General features: G+C 66.6%; 14 protein-coding genes and 2 tRNA genes. 10 read left to right on the forward strand and 6 right to left on the reverse strand.

What is annotated here, in order from left to right:
* The 9 genes from P0Y52_06400 (at position 1) to P0Y52_06440 (ending at position 11,472) form a co-directional block, all read left to right on the forward strand.
* Complete coding sequence (locus tag P0Y52_06400) at positions 1-1,344, forward strand: pyruvate dehydrogenase complex E1 component subunit beta (GenBank protein ID WEK59170.1); 1,344 nt, start codon at positions 1-3, stop codon at positions 1,342-1,344.
* Positions 1,344-1,649, forward strand: coding sequence for a DUF5076 domain-containing protein (locus P0Y52_06405; GenBank protein ID WEK59171.1), 306 nt, complete (start codon positions 1,344-1,346; stop codon positions 1,647-1,649). The genes P0Y52_06400 and P0Y52_06405 overlap by 1 nt, the downstream gene beginning before the upstream one ends.
* Positions 1,646-2,932 (forward strand): pyruvate dehydrogenase complex dihydrolipoamide acetyltransferase, encoded by a 1,287-nt coding sequence (locus tag P0Y52_06410; protein ID WEK59172.1) that lies wholly within the window; start codon positions 1,646-1,648, stop codon positions 2,930-2,932. The genes P0Y52_06405 and P0Y52_06410 overlap by 4 nt, the downstream gene beginning before the upstream one ends.
* A gap of 72 nt (positions 2,933-3,004) precedes the next feature.
* Positions 3,005-3,484, forward strand: coding sequence for a glutathione peroxidase (locus tag P0Y52_06415; protein ID WEK59173.1), 480 nt, complete (start codon positions 3,005-3,007; stop codon positions 3,482-3,484).
* A 2-nt stretch (positions 3,485-3,486) separates the two neighbouring features.
* Complete coding sequence (gene lpdA, locus P0Y52_06420) at positions 3,487-4,893, forward strand: dihydrolipoyl dehydrogenase (protein ID WEK59174.1); 1,407 nt, start codon at positions 3,487-3,489, stop codon at positions 4,891-4,893.
* A 65-nt stretch (positions 4,894-4,958) separates the two neighbouring features.
* Positions 4,959-5,960, forward strand: coding sequence for a cysteine synthase A (locus tag P0Y52_06425; protein WEK59175.1), 1,002 nt, complete (start codon positions 4,959-4,961; stop codon positions 5,958-5,960).
* A complete protein-coding gene (gene gcvA / locus P0Y52_06430; GenBank protein WEK59176.1) occupies positions 5,960-6,910 on the forward strand; it encodes a transcriptional regulator GcvA in 951 nt (316 codons plus the stop codon). Before P0Y52_06425 ends, gcvA begins: the two co-directional genes overlap by 1 nt.
* Before the next feature lie 85 nt (positions 6,911-6,995).
* Positions 6,996-7,886 (forward strand): ABC transporter ATP-binding protein, encoded by an 891-nt coding sequence (locus P0Y52_06435; GenBank protein WEK59177.1) that lies wholly within the window; start codon positions 6,996-6,998, stop codon positions 7,884-7,886.
* Positions 7,887-7,896: 10 nt separating this feature from the next.
* Positions 7,897-11,472 carry a M1 family aminopeptidase gene (locus P0Y52_06440; GenBank protein ID WEK59178.1) on the forward strand — a complete coding sequence of 1,192 codons (3,576 nt, stop codon included), beginning with the start codon at positions 7,897-7,899 and terminating at the stop codon, positions 11,470-11,472.
* 509 nt (positions 11,473-11,981) lie between these two features.
* On the opposite strand, the gene P0Y52_06445 is transcribed toward P0Y52_06440, so the two are convergent.
* The 4 genes from P0Y52_06445 to P0Y52_06460 all read right to left on the reverse strand — a co-directional run bounded on the left by P0Y52_06445 (position 11,982) and on the right by P0Y52_06460 (position 15,215).
* Positions 11,982-12,058 (reverse strand) — tRNA-Asp (locus tag P0Y52_06445).
* 218 nt (positions 12,059-12,276) lie between these two features.
* Positions 12,277-12,353, reverse strand: a tRNA-Asp gene (locus tag P0Y52_06450).
* Positions 12,354-12,453: 100 nt separating this feature from the next.
* Positions 12,454-12,996: a GNAT family N-acetyltransferase gene (locus P0Y52_06455; GenBank protein ID WEK59179.1), complete on the reverse strand. Its 543-nt coding sequence runs from the start codon at positions 12,994-12,996 to the stop codon at positions 12,454-12,456.
* Positions 12,993-15,215, reverse strand: coding sequence for a S9 family peptidase (locus P0Y52_06460; GenBank protein ID WEK59180.1), 2,223 nt, complete (start codon positions 15,213-15,215; stop codon positions 12,993-12,995). The genes P0Y52_06455 and P0Y52_06460 overlap by 4 nt, the downstream gene beginning before the upstream one ends.
* A 64-nt stretch (positions 15,216-15,279) precedes the next feature.
* On the opposite strand from P0Y52_06460, the gene P0Y52_06465 reads away from it, so the two are divergent.
* Complete coding sequence (locus P0Y52_06465; GenBank protein WEK59181.1) at positions 15,280-16,077, forward strand: serine protease; 798 nt, start codon at positions 15,280-15,282, stop codon at positions 16,075-16,077.
* On the opposite strand, the gene P0Y52_06470 is transcribed toward P0Y52_06465, so the two are convergent.
* Both P0Y52_06470 and P0Y52_06475 read right to left on the reverse strand, forming a co-directional pair.
* Complete coding sequence (locus P0Y52_06470) at positions 16,074-16,811, reverse strand: energy transducer TonB (protein WEK59182.1); 738 nt, start codon at positions 16,809-16,811, stop codon at positions 16,074-16,076. The genes P0Y52_06465 and P0Y52_06470 overlap by 4 nt on opposite strands.
* 43 nt (positions 16,812-16,854) lie before the next feature.
* Positions 16,855-18,639 (reverse strand): acyl-CoA dehydrogenase, encoded by a 1,785-nt coding sequence (locus P0Y52_06475; protein WEK59450.1) that lies wholly within the window; start codon positions 18,637-18,639, stop codon positions 16,855-16,857.
* Between the last annotated feature and the right edge of the window lie 54 nt (positions 18,640-18,693).

An 18,693-nucleotide genomic window follows, 5' to 3' on the forward strand; every position in this document is an offset into this window, starting at 1 on the left:
GTGACCGACATTCTGATGCCGGCGCTGTCCCCCACGATGGAAGAGGGCACGCTGACCAAGTGGCACATCAAGGCAGGCGACACCGTGTCGGCCGGCCAGGTGATCGCCGAGATCGAAACCGACAAGGCGACGATGGAAGTCGAAGCCGTCGATGAAGGCGAAGTGCTGGAAATCCTGGTGCCGGAAGGCTCCGAGAACGTGAAGGTCAACACGCCGATCGCGCGTCTGGCCGGTGAAGACAGCGCGCCCGCGCCTGCGCCCAAGGCTGAAGCGCCTAAAGCCGAGGCCGCTCCGGCTCCGGTTGCTGCGGCTCCGGCTGCGCCCAAGGTCGAACTGCGCGACCCGGAAATTCCGGCCGACGCCAAGCTGGTCAAGACGACCGTGCGCGACGCCCTGCGCGACGCCATGGCCGAGGAAATGCGTCGTGACGACCGCGTCTTCCTGATCGGTGAGGAAGTCGCCCAGTATCAGGGCGCCTACAAGGTCAGCCGCGACCTGCTGCAGGAGTTCGGCGAGCGTCGCGTCATCGACACCCCGATCACCGAGCACGGCTTCGCCGGCCTCGGCGTCGGCGCCGCCATGGCGGGCCTGAAGCCGATCGTCGAGTTCATGACGTTCAACTTCGCCATGCAGGCGATCGACCACATCATCAACTCGGCGGCCAAGACCCTCTATATGTCGGGCGGTCAGATCCGTGCGGACATCGTCTTCCGTGGTCCCAACGGCGCCGCCAGCCGCGTTGGCGCCCAGCACAGCCAGGACTACTCGGCCTGGTACGCCCAGATTCCGGGCCTGAAGGTCATCGCGCCCTATGACGCCGCTGACGCAAAGGGCCTGCTGAAGGCGGCCATCCGTGACCCGAACCCGGTCGTCTTCCTCGAACACGAAATGCTGTACGGCGCCGAGTTCGACGTGCCGGAAGGCGATGACTACGTCCTGCCGATCGGCAAGGCCAAGGTCCGTCGCGAAGGCAAGGACGTGACCATCACGGCCCACGCCCGCATGGTCGGCTTCGCCCTCCAGGCCGCTGAGAAGCTGGCCGAGGAAGGCATCGAGGCCGAGGTCATCGACCTGCGCACTCTGCGCCCGCTGGACCACGAAACCATCGTCGAAAGCGTCAAGAAGACCAGCCGTCTGGTTTCGGCCGAAGAAGGCTGGGGCCCGATGGGCGTCGGCGCCGAGGTCGTGGCTCGCGTGATCGAACACGCCTTCGACTATCTGGATGCGCCGCCGCTGCGCGTGCACCAGGAAGACGTGCCGCTGCCCTACGCCGCCAACCTGGAAGTGCTGTCGCTGCCGGGCGTGGACAAGATCGTCGCCGCCGTGAAGCAGGTGATGGCCTGATGGACGCCGCTGCTCTGGAACAACGTTCCCTGCCGATCCCCGAGGGCCTGAACGCCCCCGAGGATCAGGTGATTGAACTGGCCCGCGTCTGGTGGAACGGCGCCGGCCCTATCATGAACATCCGCCCGGCTCTGGCTGAGCCCGGCAATATCGGCGTCGTCCTGGCGGAACTGGCCTGGCACTATTCCCACGCCTACGCCGAGCATCACGGCTTTGATCAGGCGACGGCGTTCAAGGCCATCTGCGACAGCTGGGACGCAGCCCACGCCAAGGCACAGGCTGCGAACACGGAGTCCGCTCAATGACCGACATCCTGATGCCGGCCCTGTCTCCGACGATGGAAGAGGGCGTTCTGGCCAAGTGGCACGTCAAGGTCGGGGACGTCGTCTCCGCCGGCGACGTCATCGCCGAGATCGAGACCGACAAGGCCACGATGGAAGTCGAGGCCGTCGATGAAGGCGAAGTCACCGACATCCTGGTCGCTGAAGGCACGGAAGGCGTGAAGGTCAACACTCCGATCGCTCGCCTGAAGGATGAGGGCGGCGCGGGTGCGCCTGCCCCTGCCGCCAAGGCTGAAGCGCCCAAGGTTGAGGCCGCTCCGGCCAAGGCTGAAGCGCCCAAGGCTGCTGCTCCCGCAGCACCGGCTCCGGCTGCGCCGAAATCGGCCAGCGGCGAGCGCATCTTCTCTTCGCCCCTGGCCCGTCGCATCGCCGCCCAGAACGGCGTCGATCTGAAGTCGATCAAGGGCACCGGCCCGCACGGCCGCATCGTCAAGCGCGATGTCGAGGGGGCTCCGAAGGGCGCCGCTCAACCGGCCGCCTCCACCACGACCGCCGCTGCGCCCACGGGCATCGCCCCGCGTCAGGCTCAGTCGCTGGCCCAGATGGGCATCCCGGACGGCAGCTACGACCTGATCCCGTTGGACGGGATGAAGAAGGCCGTGGCGCGTCGCATGGTCGACAGCATCCAGAACGTCCCGCACTTCCCGCTCTTCATCGACGTCGAGATCGACCAGCTGATGGCCGTCCGCGCGAAGGTGAACAAGATGCTGGAGCCGCAGGGCATCAAGGTCTCGGTCAATGACTTCGTCATCAAGGCCGCTGCCCTGGCGCTGAAGATCGTGCCGGAGGCGAACGCCTCCTACACCCCCGAAGGCATCGCCATGCACCACAACGCCGACGTCTCGATGGCGGTGGCGATCGACGGCGGCCTGATCACCCCGATCATCAAGAAGGCCGAGACCAAGGGCCTGGCGCAGATCGCGACCGAGTCCAAGGACCTGGCCAAGCGCGCGCGCGAACGCAAGCTGAAGCCGGAAGAGTTCCAGGGCGGCACCTTCTCGGTGTCCAACCTGGGCATGTTCGGCATCAAGCAGTTCACCTCGATCATCAATGAGCCGCAGGGCTGCATCATGAGCGTGGGCGCTGGCGAACAACGGGCTGTCGTCAAGGACGGGCAACTGGCCGTGGCCACCGTCATGACCGTGACCCTGACCTGCGATCACCGCGTGGTCGACGGCGCAACGGGCGCTCGCTTCCTGCAAGCGTTCAAGCCGCTGATCGAAGATCCCGTGGCGATGCTGGCCTAGTCACATGATCCCGAAAAGTGTCAGCGGTTTTCGGATGAGATCATGTGCTGAAAAAGTGGGAGGAGAGGGGTCATGACCTCGGTTTATGACTTCTCCGCCCGCGCCATCGACGGCACGGACGTGGCGCTGGACCGCTATCGCGGTCAGGCGCTGCTGATCGTCAATACGGCGTCCAAGTGCGGCTTCACCGGTCAGTATGACGGGCTGGAGAAGCTGCACCGCGACTTCGCCGACGCGCCGTTCGAGGTGCTGGGCTTTCCCTGTAACCAGTTCGGCCAGCAGGAGCCGGGCAGGGCGGCGGAGATCGCCGCCTTCTGCGCCACCAGCTTCGACGTCAGCTTCCCCCTGTTCGACAAGGTGGAGGTCAACGGGCCGAACCGTCACCCCCTCTATGCCTGGCTGACCCAGCAGAAGCGCGGCTTCCTGAGCTCCCAGGCCATCAAGTGGAACTTCACCAAGTTCCTGACCGACCGCGAAGGCCGCGTCGTCGCGCGCTATTCGCCCCAGACTGAACCTGAGGCCATCAAGGCCGACATCGAGAAGTTGATCTGACCATGGCTGCTGAATTCGATCTCGTCGTCATCGGTTCGGGCCCCGGCGGGTACGTCGCGGCGATCCGCGCCAGCCAACTGGGCCTGAAGGTCGCCATCGTCGAGCGCGAGAACCTGGGCGGCATCTGCCTGAACTGGGGCTGTATCCCCACCAAGGCCCTGCTGAAGTCGGGCGAGAAGTTCGAGAGCCTGAGCCACCTGAAGGAATACGGCCTGTCGGCGACGGGCGCCGCCTTTGACTTCGACGCCATCATCCAGCGCTCGCGCGGGGTCGCGGCGACGATGAACAAGGGCATCGGCTTCCTGATGAAGAAGAACAAGATCGAGGTGATCGAGGGATCGGCCACGCTCGAAAAGGGCGCGGTGGCGCCCAAGGTCGTCGTGGCCCTGAAGGCCGGCGGCACGCGCGCCATCGAGGCCAAGACCGTCATGCTGGCCGTCGGGGCCCGCGCCCGCGCCCTGCCGCAGATCGGTCTGGAAGCGGACGGCGACAAGATTTGGGCCTACCGCGACGCCCTGGCGCCCAAGAAGCTGCCCAAGACCTTCGTCGTCATCGGCTCGGGCGCCATCGGCATCGAGTTCGCCAGCTTCTATCGCGCCCTGGGCGCTGAAGTGACCGTGGTGGAAGCCGTCGACCGCATCATGCCGGTCGAGGACGAAGAGGTCTCCAAGGCCGCGCAGAAGTCGTTCGAGAAGCGCGGCATCAAGTTCAAGGTCGGCGCCAAGGTCACGAAAGTCACCAAGGATTCCAAGGGCGTGAAGGTCGCTGTTGAAGTGAACGGCAAGGCCGAAACCCTGGAGGCCGAGGTCTGCATCTCGGCCGTCGGCATCACCGCCAACACCGACGGCATCGGTCTGGAGGCGCTGGGCGTCGAGCTGGACCGCGGCCACATCAAGACCGACAGCCACTGCCAGACCAACGTCAAGGGTCTCTACGCCATCGGCGACTGCGCCGGCGCACCCTGGCTGGCGCACAAGGCCTCGCACGAAGGCATCCACGCCGCCGAGCACATCGCCGCCTACAAGACGCCGAACGTCCATTCGCCCATCGCCGGCTGCACCTACGCCCAGCCGCAGGTCGCCTCGGTCGGCGTCACCGAACAGGGCGCACGCGCCGACAAGCGCGAGGTCAAGATCGGCCGCTTCCCGTTCCGCGTGAACGGCAAGGCCGTGGCCGCGGGCGAGGTCGACGGCTTCGTCAAGGTCATCTTCGACGCCCAGACCGGCGCCCTGATCGGCGCCCACATGATCGGCCACGAAGTCACGGAAATGATCCAGGGCTACGTCACCGCCATCACCATGGAAGCGACCGAGGAAGACATCCACGGCATCGTCTATCCGCACCCGACCATGTCCGAAGCCATGCACGAGGCGGCTCTGGACGCCTACGGACGCGTCATCCACATCTGATCCGGTTGTTAGAAAATCTGAACTGTGGCTAAGAGAACTGCGTCTTCTCCCAGTTCGGATTTTCCATGATCGTCGCGCCTGATGTTCTCGGCCTGATCGGCAACACGCCTCTGGTGCGCCTCAAGCGCGCGTCGGAGCTGACAGGCTGTGAAATCCTCGGCAAGGCCGAGTTCATGAACGTCGGCGGCTCGATCAAGGATCGCGCGGCGCTCAGCATCATTCGCAAGGCGCGGGCCTCGGGCGCGCTCAAGCCCGGCGGCGTCATCGTCGAGGGCACGGCGGGCAATACCGGCATCGGTCTGGCCCTGGTCGGCGCGGCTCTGGGCCACCCCGTCGTCATCGTCATGCCGCGCAGTCAGACGGATGAGAAGAAGCGGGCGGTTCGCCTGCACGGCGCGCGCCTGATCGAGGTCGATCCGGCGCCCTTCGCCAGCCCCAACCACTTCGTCGCCTATTCCCGCCGTCTGGCCGAGGAACTGAACGAGAGCGAGCCGAACGGCGCCTTCTACGCCGATCAGTTCGACAACCTGGCCAATCGCGAAGCCCACTACGAAGGCACCGCCCCGGAAATCTGGAAACAGACCGACGGCGCCATCGACGGCTTCATCTGCGCCGTCGGTTCGGGCGGGACGCTGGCGGGTTGCGCCGCCTACCTGCGTGAACAGAAGCCCGAGGTCGCCATCGGTCTGGCCGACGTGCCGGGCGCCGCCCTCTACAGCTGGTTCACCGAGGGCAAGCTGGCCGGCGAGGGCTCCTCGATCACCGAGGGCATTGGCGTCAACCGCATCACCGGCAATCTGGACGGGCTGGCGGTCGATCACCCCTACCGGATCGAGGACGCCGAGTTCCTGCCCATCCTGTTCGACCTGGTGAAGCATGAGGGCCTGTCGCTGGGCCCGTCCAGCGGGGTCAATATCGCCGGGGCCATCCGCATGGCGCGCGATATGGGACCGGGCAAGACCATCGTCACCGTCCTGTGCGACTCCGGTCAGCGCTACGCCAGCAAGGTCTATGACCCCGCCTTCCTGACCGCGCGCGGCCTGCCGACCCCGGACTGGCTCGCCTGATGAGCGGCAAGAAGGACGTCGCCGTCGACAGCCGCATTCCGCCGCTGAACGCGCTCAAGGCGTTCGAGGCCGCCGCCCGCCGTCTGAACATTACCCGCGCCGCCGAGGAGCTTTCGGTCACGCCCGGCGCCATCAGTCAGCAGATCCGCATTCTGGAGCAGCACGCGGGCGCGCCCCTGTTCCACCGCGAGGGGCGCCAGATCGCCCTGACCGATCTGGGGGCGGAACTCTATCCGCTTCTGCACGACGGCTTCGATTATCTGAAGCGGGCAGGGGACCTGCTGTATCGCCCGGACCGTCGTCATGCCCTGGCGGTCAGCGTCCCGCCGTCCTTCGCCGCCAAATGGCTGGCCCCGCGCATCGCCCGGTTCGCGGCGGCCCACCCCGAGGTCGAGGTGTGGATGTCGGCGGACATGCGGCTGGCCGACGTCGGCGGCGGACGGGTGGATGTGGCCGTCCGCTACGGTCGCGGCGACTATTCTGGCGTGCGGTCCGAGCGTCTTTTGTCGGCGGATGTCACTCCGGTGTGCAGCCCGGCCCTGCTGACGGGGCCCAAGGCGCTGAAGCGCCCGGCCGATCTGGCGCAGCACGTCCTGATCCACCTGCGCGCTGGTGAGCTGGAAGAGCCGCGTCCCGACTGGGCCTCATGGTTGAAGGCGCGAGGCGTGGACGGCGTCGACGCCACCGCCGGACCGCGCTTCGATCAGACGGCGCTGGCCATCGAAGCCGCCGCCCACGGTCAGGGCGTGGCCCTGGCGCCCTATGCCTTCGTGGCCGAGGATCTGGCGTCGGGGCGGCTGGTGTCGCCCTTCGCCGACGGGGCGCTTTCGACCGAGATGGCCTACCACGTCCTGACCCGACGCAGCGGCGTGTCCGAACCCGCCCGCGCCTTCGTCCGCTGGATGAAGGCCGAGGTGCAGGCGGCGGAGCAGCGCGTGGACGACCTCTGATCGGGCTTTCCTGTCCGATTTGTAACTTGAAGAGCAGGCGTTGAATCCGTCAGCGTAAAGCACCTTTTACACGCGGGGGCGCTCAATGCTGACCATCAACAATCTGGTCCATGTCTACGGCAACGGGACACGGGCTCTGGACGACGTCAGCCTGACGATCCCGACCGGGATGTTCGGCCTGCTGGGGCCGAACGGCGCGGGCAAGTCGACGCTGATGCGCACGATCGCCACCCTGCAGACCCCGACCTCGGGCGAGATCCGTTTCGGCGACATCGACGTGATCCGCCAGCCGGAACTGCTGCGCCGCACCCTGGGATATCTGCCCCAGGACTTCGGCGTCTATCCGCGCGTCTCGGCCTACGACATGCTGGACCACATGGCGGTGCTGAAGGGCATCGCCGACGGCAAGGACCGCAAGCAGACGGTCGAGGCCCTGCTGAACCAGGTCAATCTGTGGAGCGTGCGCAACAAGGCCCTGGCCGGCTTCTCGGGCGGGATGCGCCAGCGTTTCGGCATCGCCCAGGCCCTGATCGGCAATCCGCGCCTGATTATCGTCGATGAGCCCACCGCCGGTCTGGACCCGGAGGAGCGTAACCGCTTCCTCAACCTGCTGGCCGAGATCGGCGAGAACGTGGTGGTCATCCTGTCGACCCACATCGTCGAGGACGTGGCCGACCTGTGCCCGCGCATGGCGGTGCTGGCGGGCGGCAAGATCCAGCTGGAAGGCGCGCCGCTGGAGCTGATGAAGCAGATGTCCGGTCGCGTGTGGAAGAAGGCCATCGCCAAGGAGGCGCTGCCGGAACACCGCGCCCGTTTCGAGGTCATCTCCACGCGCCTGTTCGCCGGTCAGACCGTGATCCACGTCCTGGCCGACGCCCAGCCGGGCGAGGGCTTCGAGCCGGCCTCGGGCGGTCTGGAGGATGTCTATTTCTCGACCCTGGCCGCCTCGCGCCGTCCCGCCGCTCAAGCCGCCTGAGGCCCGGATCATGTTCGGGAAAGTCGCGGCCTTCGAGTTCCGCTATCAGCTTCGCCAGCCCGCCTTCTGGGTCATTTCCATCCTCTTCTTCCTGCTGAGCTTCGGTCTGGTCGCCAGTCCGAACGTCAGCCTGGGCACGGGCGGCAACGTCCTGAAAAACGCGCCCTATGCGATCGCGCAGGCCCATCTGGCCTTCAACCTCTTCTTCATGCTGGCGACGACGGCCATTGTCGCCAACGTCGTGGTGCGTGACGCCACGACCGGCTTTGGCCCCATGATCCAGGCCAGCCGGTTGTCGAAGTTTGACTACCTCTATGGTCGCTTCCTCGGCGCCTTCGCCGTGGTGGGCCTGGCCTTCCTGAGCGTCGCGCTCGGCATCCTGATCGGCACCCTGATGCCGTGGGTGGACAAGGAGACGGTCGGGCCCTTCCGTCCACTGGACTACCTCTATGGCTTCGTCGTCATGGGCCTGCCGGGGCTGCTGTTCAGCTCGGCGGTCTTCTTCACCCTGGCGACGGTGACGCGCTCGATGATGGCCACCTATGTCGGCGTCGTCGGGGTCTTCATCCTCTACATGACCACGACCACAGTGTTCGGCTCCAAGCCGGAGCTGGAGACCCTGGTGGCCTGGCTGGAGCCTTTCGGCGCCGGCGCCTATGGTCTGGCGACCAAATACTGGACGGCGGCAGAGCGGAACACGCTCAACGCGCCGCTGACCGGCATCCTGCTGGGCAACAAGCTGCTGTGGCTGGGGATCAGCCTGGCCTTCCTGGCCGTCGCCTATCCCCTCTATCGCCCGTCTCCGCGCGGATCGAAGCTGCGCAAGCAGGAGAAGCTGAAGGCCCTGGCCGAGGCCGCGCCGGATGCCACGGCGCCCATCGCGCCGCTGGCCGCGCCGACCTATGGCTTCAAGGCCGGCTGGACCCAGCTCGTCTCGCGCACCGCCTTCGAGATGAAGTCCGTGTTCAAGAGCCCGGCCTATGGCGTCATGCTGGCGCTGGGCTTCGCCTTCGGCGTCGCCGTCCTGCTGTTCGCGGGCGAGATCTACGGCGCGCCGGTCCTGCCGGTGACGCGGGTCGTGATCGAGACCCTGGGCGGCTCGTTCGGCCTGATCGTGATGATCATCTCGATCTATTATTCGGGCGAACTGGTCTGGCGCGACCGCGAGCGCCGCACGCATGAGATCATCGATTCCACGGCGACGCCCGACTGGACCTTCCTGCTGCCCAAGACCCTGGCCCTGATCCTGGTCCTGGTCTCGACCCTGCTGGCCGCCTCGCTGGCCGGGATGATCGTGCAGACGATCAAGGGCTACACCAACTATGAGATCGGCAAATACCTGTTCTGGTATGTCGTGCCCCAGTCGATCAGCTTCGCTCTGACGGCGGTGCTGGCCATCTTTGTCCAGTCGCTGTCGCCCAACAAGTTTGTCGGCTGGGCCGTCATGGTGGTCTATCTGATCTCGACCATCGTCCTGTCCAACATGGGCTTTGACCACGTCCTCTATCGCTATGGCGCGGGGACGGGGATGCCGCTGTCGGACATGAACGGTCTGGGCAAGTTCGCCGGATACGCCGGCTGGATGCAGGCCTATTGGTCGGCCTTCGCCATCGTCCTGCTGGTCATCGCCTATGGCCTGTGGCGTCGCGGCGCGGAGACGCGCTTCATGCCGCGCCTCAAGCGTCTGCCGCGTCGCCTGATGGGACCGGCGGGCGTGGTCGGCGGCGTCGCCCTGACCGCCTTCGTGGCCCTGGGCGTCTACGCCTACGTCAACACCAACGTCTGGAACGAGTATCGCACCCGCGATCAGCGCGAGCAGTTGCTGGCGGACTATGAGAAGACCCTGCTGAAGTACGAGAAGACGCCTCAGCCCGCGATCACCGACGTCAAGCTGGACCTGGACCTCTATCCGCACCAGCCGCGCCTGACGACCAAGGGGACCTATGTCATCGAGAACCGCACGGCGGCGCCGCTGAACGAGGTGCACCTGCGCTGGAACCACGGCCTGAAGATCGAGAAGATCGAGGTTCAGGGCGCGACCCTGGCCAAGGCGTGGCCCGAGTTCGAGTATCGCATCTATCGTTTCGCCACGCCGATGCAGCCGGGCGAGAAGCGCACCGTCGCCTTTGAAACGGTGCTGGAGCAGCGCGGCTTCAAGAACAGCGGCGACACGACGCGGATCGTCGACAACGGCAGCTTCGTCAGCAATGGCGAGTTCGGCCTGACCATCGGCATGGGCCGCGACGGCCTGCTGTCCGACCGGGCCAAGCGCCGCAAGTACGGCCTGCCGCCCGAACTGCGCATGGCCAAGCTGGAGGACGAAAGCGCGCGCGGCCACAACTACATCGGCGCCGACTGGGTCAATGCCGACATCACCGTGACCACGGTGGCCGATCAGACCCCGATCGCGCCGGGCTACAAGGTGTCGGACGTAACCAGGGACGGCCGCCGCACGGCCCGCTTCGTCACCGAGGCCCCTGTGCTGAACTTCTTCTCGGTGCAGTCAGCGGACTACCAGGTGGCCAAGCAGCAGCACGGCCCCATCGAACTGGCCGTCTATTATCAGAAGGGCCACGAGCGGAACGTCGAGCGGATGCTGAACGGCATGAAGTCGGCGCTGGACTACTACGGCACGGCCTTCAGCCCGTATCAGTTCCGTCAGGCCCGGATCATCGAGTTCCCCGCCTACGCCACCTATGCTCAGGCCTTCGCCAACACCATGCCCTACTCGGAAGGGCTGGGCTTCATCGCTGACCTCAGCGACGAGGAGAAGATCGACTACGTCACCTATGTCACCGCCCACGAAGTCGGCCACCAGTGGTGGGCCCACCAGGTGGTCGGATCGAACCAGCAGGGATCGACCCTGCTGTCGGAATCCCTGGCGCAATACTCGGCGCTGATGGTGATGGAGAAGCTCTACGGACCCGACAAGATCCGTCGCTTCCTCAAGTATGAGCTGGACCGCTACCTGCGCTCGCGCGGCATGGAGCGGCTGGAAGAGATGCCGCTGATGCGGGTCGAGAACCAGCAGTACATCCACTATCAGAAGGGCGGCCTGGTCCTGTATCTGCTGCGCGATCAGATCGGCGAGGAGGCGGTCAATCGCGCCCTGCGTCGGGTGCTGGCGCAGTACGCCTTCAAGTCCGCGCCCTATCCGCGCTCGCTGGACCTGGTTGCGGCGCTGCGCGCCGAGGCCCCGGCGGACAAGCAGGCCCTGATCACCGACCTGTTCGAAAAGATCACCCTGTATGACGTGAAGGCCAAGTCGGTCACGGCGACCCAGCGCGCCGACGGCAAGTGGGACGTCGCCCTGACGGTCGAGGCCCGCAAGCTCTACGCCGACGGCAAGGGCGAGGAGACGGAGGCCCCGTTGAACGAAACCTTCGACGTCGGCCTGTTCTCGGCCGAGCCGGGCAAGGGGGTGTTCGACCAGAGGTCGGTCATGCTGATGGAGCGTCGGCCCCTGCGCAGCGGAACCCAGGTCTTCCGCTTCGTCACGGACAAGAAGCCGGCCTTTGCAGGGATCGACCCCTACAACCGCTGGATCGACCGCAACTCGGACGACAACGTCAAACCGGTCAGTTGATTGGCCGGCGAGCAGGAACAAAGAGGGGGGAGGGCGAAAGCTCTCCCCCTTTTTTCTTGAGCGTCCCTGCGCGTTCATTCCGCCCGTGCCCCACGCCATGCAGGGCCGGCTTTCACAACCGGCTGCGCCAATCCCGGTAAAATCCCAGGATTGCGGTGTCTTCGATCAGATCGGCTCGCCTGAGGCTAAAGCGGGATCACACTAGAGGCTGTCTTTGACATTCCTGGCCGCCATCGCCCGTTTAGGGTCGTGGCCTCCACCGAGGCTCAGCGAGCCCGTCTGCAAGAGTGGCTCCCAGGGCGGCTGCAAGGGCGGCTGCGAGCGACGCCCATTGCACGATTTGCACTGTTTTTTTTCTGACAAGGGTGCAATCGCGCCGCCCCACAGGGGCTCTGACCAGCACGAAATACAGACTCAGCCTCAAGGCCAAGCTTGGCGTCTGGTCTCTATTTTTGAGGAACTACAGGCTCTTGATGGGCGGGGCGCGCCATTCTCTTCGCTGAAGAAAATGGCGCGAGTGACGGGACTCGAACCCGCGACCTCCGGCGTGACAGGCCGGCACTCTAACCAACTGAGCTACACCCGCATTCCCCTCCGCGAGGAGGAGAAGAGGGCGAATAAGGGCGTCTCACGATGCGGTCAAGCGCCGAACGTTCGGCCTGCCGAAAAAGGTCGCGCACGGTCCAGCGGGGCGCGATTTCGGGGCGCAAGAACGCGCAAGCGAACGGCCTGATGGTCAGGATAAAATTAGAGGGGACGTTCTTGGTGATGGGCGGGGCGCGCCATTCTCTTCGCTGAAGAAAATGGCGCGAGTGACGGGACTCGAACCCGCGACCTCCGGCGTGACAGGCCGGCACTCTAACCAACTGAGCTACACCCGCATTCCCCTCCGCGAGGAGGAGAAGAGGGCGAATAAGGGCGTCTCACGATGCGGTCAAGCGCAATGTCGAGAAACGCCAAAAATAGCTGAAAATTCAGCTTCTAGTGTCCGCAATCCAGACCGTTGGCGTCCGGCGCGACGGTCGCACCCAGGCCCAGCGCCTTCTGCATGAAGACCACGTCGCGCCAGGCGTCGAACTTCCATCCCGCGGCATGGAAGACGCCGACGTGTTCAAAGCCTGCGGCGGCGTGCAGGGCGATGGAGCCGGCGTTGGCGCTGTCGCCGATCACCGCCACCATCTGACGCATTCCCAGGGCCTCACAGGCGCTCAGCAGGGCCTCCAACAGGGCCTTGCCGACCCCGCGCCCGCGAAACGCCTCGGCCACATAGATCGAGTCCTCGACCAGGAAGCGATAGGCGGCGCGCAGGCGGTAGGGCCCGGCATAGGCATAGCCCGCGACCTGCCCATCGATCTCGGCGGTCAGGACGGGCAGGCCGAGCGCTGCGGGCGCGGCCAGGCGCGCCCGCATTTCCTCGACCGTGGGGACGTCCAGCTCGAACGTCCCCGTGCCGTTCAGCACGCTGTCGGCGTAGATGGCCGTGATGGCCATCAGGTCGGCGTCCGTGGTCGCTCGGATGATCACGCCTTCAGCCAGCCCTTGTCGACGGCCCAGACGGCGAAGGCGTAGTCGTGGGCGACATCCTTCAGATAGTCGAAGCGGCCCGACGAACTGAAATGGCCCGCCGTCATGTTGATCTTCAGCAGGACCGGATTGCCCGAGGTGGTCGCGGGCCGCAGCTTGGCCACCCACTTTTCCGGCTCCCAGTAGGTGACGCGCGGGTCGGACAGGCCGCCGGTCGCCAGCACCGCCGGATAGGGCTTGGCCTCGACCTGATCATAGGGGCTGTAGCTGTACATATAGTCGTAGGCGGCGGCGTCCTCGATCGGGTTGCCCCACTCGGGCCACTCGGGCGGGGTCAGCGGCAGGCTGGTGTCCGACATGGTGTTGATGACGTCGACGAAGGGCACGCTGCCGATCACCCCGGCCCACAGGTCGGGGCGCATATTGGTGACGGCCCCCATCAGCAGACCGCCGGCCGACCCGCCCTGGGCGACGATCTTGCCCGCCGTGGCGTAGTTCCGGTCGATCAGGTGTTCGGCGCAGGCGATGAAGTCGGTGAAGGTGTTCTTCTTGGTCATCCGCCGGGCGTCCAGGAACCAGCCCCAGCCCTTGTCCGAACCGCCGCGAATATGGGCGATGGCATAGATGAAGCCGCGATCCACCAGCGACAGCCGGTTGGTCGAGAAGCTGGCCGGCATGGGGATGCCGTAGGAGCCGTAGCCGTAGAGCAGAAGCGGCGCCGAGCCGTCGACCGGCGTGTCCTTGCGGCGCAGCACCGTCACCGGCACCAGCTGGCCGTCCGAGGCCGGGGCGTTCAGACGCTCGACCACATAGTCCGCCGGATTGTGGCCCGAGGGCACTTCCTGAACCTTGCGCAGAGTCCGCTCGCGCGTCTTCAGGTCGTAGTCATAGGTCGAGGTCGGCGTGGACGGCGAGTTGTAGCCATAGCGCATGACCGTGGTGTCGAACTCCGACGCCCCGCCCAGCGACAGGGCGTAGGCGGGCTCGTCCACGGCGATCTCGTGCTCGGCGCCGGCGCGGTCGCGGATGACGATCTTCGTATTGGCGTCGGCGCGCTCCTGACGGCCCAGATAGTCCTTCACCATGGCCACGCCCTCGATGAAGCGGCCTGGCGTGTGCGGGATCAGGTCCTTCCAGTTGGCCTTGGCCGGGGCGTCGGTCGGGGCCTCGACCACCTTGAAGTCGATGGCCTCGTCGGCGTTGGTGCGGATCACCCAGCGGTCGCCCCAGTGGTCCAGATCATAGAGGCGGCCCTCATAACGCGGCTCGACCACGACCGGCGTCGCCGTGGGCGTCGCGCCCGGAATGATGCGGCCTTCCGAGGTTTCCTGGTTGCCGATGCCGATGACGATGAAGGCGTCATCCGAGGTGCGGCTGACGCTCTGGAACATGCCGTCGTCGGTTTCCTCATAGACCAGGGTGGTCTCGCCGCCGCGCGCCGGGCGACGGAAGATCTTGTCCGGGCGGCCGTTGTCGTCGCGGTTGGTCCAGAAGATCCACTGGCTGTCGGGCGAGAAGGTGAAGTTCTCGGTCGCCGATTCGATGGGGTTGGGCAGGACCTCGCCTGTGGCCAGGTCCTTGACGTAGATCTTGAAGACCTCGGAGCCTTGGGCGTCCTCGGCATAGGCGAACAGGGCGTGGTCGGGGCTGTGCTCGGTCGCCGAAACTTCCGAATAGGCCTTGCCCTCGGCCAGGGCGTTGCAGTCCAGCAGGAGCTGAGGCGTCGGGGCCTTGATGAAGGTCTTGGTCACGGGCTGGCCGTCGACCATCCAGGTCCCCTGGCGCTCGACCCGCATATAGCGCGGGTGCTGCTCGCCGGTGCGGTACTCGGTGAAATACTCCCAGGCGCCGTCGGCGGCGGGGACGGAGCTGTCGTCCTCCTTGATGCGGCCCTTCATCTCTTCGAACATCGCCGCCTGCAGCGGCAGGGTCGAGGCCATGACGGCCTCGCGATAGGCGTTCTCGGCGGTCAGGTGTTCCTTGACGTCGGCCTTGATCAGCGACGGATCGCGCAGCACGGCCTGCCAGTTGTCGTCCTTCATCCACTGATAGTCGTCGGTGCGGACACGGCCCAACTGCTCGATGCGGACGGGGACCTTCTTGGCGACGGGCGGTTGGGGCAGGGACATCGAGGCTCCGGTAGTCGAACGGGCGAGGGCAGGGGAGGCGGCGGCGAGGCCGGCGGCGGCGGTCGAGGCGATCAGTTCGCGGCGATTCATCAATAGGCTCCCCAATGGTTCGGGCGGACCTTGTGCCCGCCGACGGGCGGCGTCAAATGGCGACATGATCTCTCAGGATGTTCCGCCCGCACCGCCCGCCGCCGTCGCGCCCGCCCCTTGGGACCTCACCGTCGGCCTGATCAACGCCACAGTGCAGATCGACCAGCCTCTGGACCAGAGCACGAGGAAGGTCGGCACAGGCTTCCTGATCTCCGCGCCTCGCCCCGACGGTTCGCCGCGCGTGGTTCTGGTCACCGCCGCCCATGTGCTGAACGTCATGCCGGCGGCGGAGGCCCGCATCGGATGGCGCACGGCCGAAGCCGACGGCGCCTGGAAGTTCACGCCCGCAAACCTGACCATCCGCGACGCTGACGGGACGCCGCTGTGGACCCAGCATCCCGAGCGGGACGTGGCGGTGATGGAGATCACCGCGCCCTCCGCCTTCGCCCAGGCGGCGATCCCGCTGGGCTGGCTGGCGGATGAGACCACCTTCGACCGCTGGCGCGTCGGGCCGGGCGACGAACTGATGGCCCTGGGCTATCCCCACGGCCTGTCGGCCAACAAGGCGGGCTTCCCCATCCTGCGCCTGGGCCGGATCAGTTCCTGGCCGCTGACGCCGATCCGCCACTTCCCGATCTTCCTGCTGGATTTCGCGGTGTCGCAAGGCAACTCGGGCGGGCCGGTCTTCTGGACGCCTGCGGTTGATCGCCTGCCCGGCGGACCGAGCCCGGATCACCCCTATATCGCCGGCGTTCTGGTGCAGGAGGTCCAGGGCGGCGGCGAGGGGCTGGAACTGGGCGTCGTCGCCCATGCCCAATATGTCCGCGAGGCGATTGCCCTGCTGGACGCGCCAAGTCCCTAGCGCGAGGGCCCACACTCGTAGCGGGCGCAGTAGCGGCGGCGAAGCTCCGCATCGGCGGCGGCGCCATCGAATTGGTCTGCGCTCGCCGCCGCGAAGCGCCTGTTCCAGGTTGCCTCATCGAGCGGACGGGTCGGCGGCATCTCGGGAAGGCCGATCTCGGCCAGCAGGCGTGCGGCGGCGACGGTGAATATCTCCTGGGTCTTCTGACGATCAGGATACAGTTCGGTGATCCATGCCGTCACGACGGCTCGACGATCACTCGGCAGATCTTCCAGCCCAAAGCGGGCGAGGCGAGGCATTCGTGAGACCGCCCGCACAGCCCAGCGCCGTGCAGACTCCCTTTGCCCAGCGGTGGGCTGGGGGCCCGTCCAGGGGCCGGGCGGCGGGGACGGCTCCGAGGAGATGCGAAACGGAATGCGCGTCTGGATGCGGCTGGTCACCGGGGTTCCGTCCACGGTGCGTGGAGCGGCGAGGCCGCGCTGGACCACACGCACGGCCTCGTCTCCGAATCCCAGATCCGCTGGCTTCTCCGACATGGCCGTGCAGGCCGACAGGGCGCCCGTCGGCAGGGCGTCGCATTGCACGGTGACATGGCCCTCGGCCCTGACGATGCGGGCAAAGCGCGGATAGTCCTCTGGACGGGCGACGGGCGCGGTGACCCAGGTGGCGTTGACCACTTCCGGGTCCTCGCCCGACACGGCGAGGCTCAACAGCAAGGCGGTGATCAACGGCATGAAGGCTCCTTCAAGCTGAAGCCTCCCATACCGTCGATATTCGTCAACCCGCCAGTGCTTCCACGCTCAGGCCCTGCAGCAGCTCACCGCCCTGACCCACGGCGGCCAGGCGGCTGGAGGCGTGGCCCAGGACGTTGGCGGCGTAGAATTCATACAGGTCCAGCTTGCCTTGCAGCCAGACGGGATCGCCAGCGCCGGCGTCCAGACGCGCCTTCGCGGCCAGGGCGCCCTTGGCTAGCATCCAGCCGCCGACCACGTCGCCCATCAGCTTCAGATAGGCGTCGGCGCCGGCCAGGACGTCGGCGGCGCCATCAGCGGCGGCCTTGCGGTCCAGCAGCCAAAGGGTGGCGTCCTCGACGGCCTCGATGGCCGTGGCGAAGCGCTCGACCGGCTTGCCGACATAGAGGCGGTCAATCTCGACCAGGGTCGCCTTCATGTCAGCGATCAGGGCGTGGGCCGACTGGCCGCCGTCCATCGACAGCTTGCGGCCGACCAGATCCATGGCCTGAATGCCGTTGGTGCCCTCGTAGATCGGGCTGATGCGGGCGTCGCGATAGTATTGGGCCGCGCCGGTTTCCTCGATGAAGCCCATGCCGCCGTGGACCTGAACGCCCAGCGAGGCGACCTCGCAGCCGATGTCGGTGGACCAGGCCTTGGCGATGGGGGTGAACAGGTCCTCGCGGCCCTTCCACAGCTTGCGGTCGGCCTCGGTGGCGGCGTGCTTGGCCAGGTCGGCGGCGACGCCGGTGGACAGGCAGATGGCGCGGGCGGCGGCGATCTTGGCCTTCATGACGCCCAGGGTGCGGCGCACGTCGGGGTGGTCAAAGATCGGGGCGTTCTTCTCGCCGGTCCAGACGCTGCGGCCCTGACGGCGGTCCAGGGCATAGGCGAGGGCGTGCTGATAGGCGCGCTCGGCGATGCCGACGCCCTCGACACCGACGGCCAGGCGGGCGGCGTTCATCATCACGAACATATGGGCCAGGCCCTCGTTCGGACGGCCGACCAGTTCGGCGCGGGCGCCCTCATAGGCCATGACGCAGGTGGGCGAGGCGTGGATGCCCAGCTTGTGCTCGACCCCGACCGGGTGGAAGGCGTTGCGTTCGCCCAGCGAGCCGTCGGCGTTGACCGCGAACTTGGGCGTCAGGAACAGGCTGATGCCCTTGGGGCCGGCAGGGGCGTCGGGCAGGCGGGCCAGCACCAGGTGGACAATGTTGTCCGTGGCGTCGTGGTCGCCCCAGGTGATGAAGATCTTCTGGCCGTTCAGGGCATAGGTGCCGTCGCCGTTCGGGGTGGCCGTGGTGGTCAGAGCGCCCAGATCGGAGCCGGCGTGCGGCTCGGTCAGGACCATGGCCCCGGTCCATTCGCCCGAGACCAGCTTGGGCAGATAGGTCGTCCGCTGGTGTTCCGTGCCGACCGCTTCCAGCGCCTCGATCGAGGCCAGGGAAAGCATGGGGCAGAGGCCGAAGGCCATGTTGGCGGCGTGGACGGTTTCATAGGCCGCCAGTTCCAGCGCCTTGGGCAGGGCCTGGCCGCCGGCCTCGACCGAGGCGGTCAGGCTGGTCCAGCCGCCTTCGGCGAACTGCTTGTAGGCCTCGGCGAAACCGGGGGCGGCGGTGACGGCGCCGTCCGCATACTTGGCGCCGGCCAGGTCGCCCGGGCGGTTCAGCGGGGCCAGGACCTGTTCCGAGAATTGACCGGCGGCTTCCAGCACCGCGCCCATGACGTCGGCGTCATAGTCGGGAAAGGCGCCCGTGGCGGCGACCTGATCAATGCCGGCGACGGCCTCCAGGGCGAAGGCGAGGTCACGGACGGGGGCGCGGTAGCTCATGGCGGTCTCCAGAATCTTCAACATGCTTCTGACGCCGAGGGCGGCGATGATGCA

Source organism: Candidatus Brevundimonas phytovorans, assembly GCA_029203145.1.
Classification (GTDB): Bacteria; Pseudomonadota; Alphaproteobacteria; order Caulobacterales; family Caulobacteraceae; genus Brevundimonas; species Brevundimonas phytovorans.

Bases quoted from the DNA above. Each gene is read 5' to 3' on its own strand.
- P0Y52_06405 (WEK59171.1), top strand. From the start codon at position 1,344: ATGGACGCCGCTGCTCTGGAACAACGTTCCCTGCCGATCCCCGAGGGC.
- P0Y52_06410 (WEK59172.1), top strand. From the start codon at position 1,646: ATGACCGACATCCTGATGCCGGCCCTGTCTCCGACGATGGAAGAGGGC.
- P0Y52_06415 (WEK59173.1), top strand. From the start codon at position 3,005: ATGACCTCGGTTTATGACTTCTCCGCCCGCGCCATCGACGGCACGGAC.
- lpdA (WEK59174.1), top strand. From the start codon at position 3,487: ATGGCTGCTGAATTCGATCTCGTCGTCATCGGTTCGGGCCCCGGCGGG.
- P0Y52_06425 (WEK59175.1), top strand. From the start codon at position 4,959: ATGATCGTCGCGCCTGATGTTCTCGGCCTGATCGGCAACACGCCTCTG.
- gcvA (WEK59176.1), top strand. From the start codon at position 5,960: ATGAGCGGCAAGAAGGACGTCGCCGTCGACAGCCGCATTCCGCCGCTG.
- P0Y52_06435 (WEK59177.1), top strand. From the start codon at position 6,996: ATGCTGACCATCAACAATCTGGTCCATGTCTACGGCAACGGGACACGG.
- P0Y52_06440 (WEK59178.1), top strand. From the start codon at position 7,897: ATGTTCGGGAAAGTCGCGGCCTTCGAGTTCCGCTATCAGCTTCGCCAG.
- P0Y52_06460 (WEK59180.1), bottom strand. From the start codon at position 15,215: ATGAATCGCCGCGAACTGATCGCCTCGACCGCCGCCGCCGGCCTCGCC.
- P0Y52_06465 (WEK59181.1), top strand. From the start codon at position 15,280: ATGATCTCTCAGGATGTTCCGCCCGCACCGCCCGCCGCCGTCGCGCCC.
- P0Y52_06470 (WEK59182.1), bottom strand. From the start codon at position 16,811: ATGCCGTTGATCACCGCCTTGCTGTTGAGCCTCGCCGTGTCGGGCGAG.
- P0Y52_06475 (WEK59450.1), bottom strand. From the start codon at position 18,639: ATGAGCTACCGCGCCCCCGTCCGTGACCTCGCCTTCGCCCTGGAGGCC.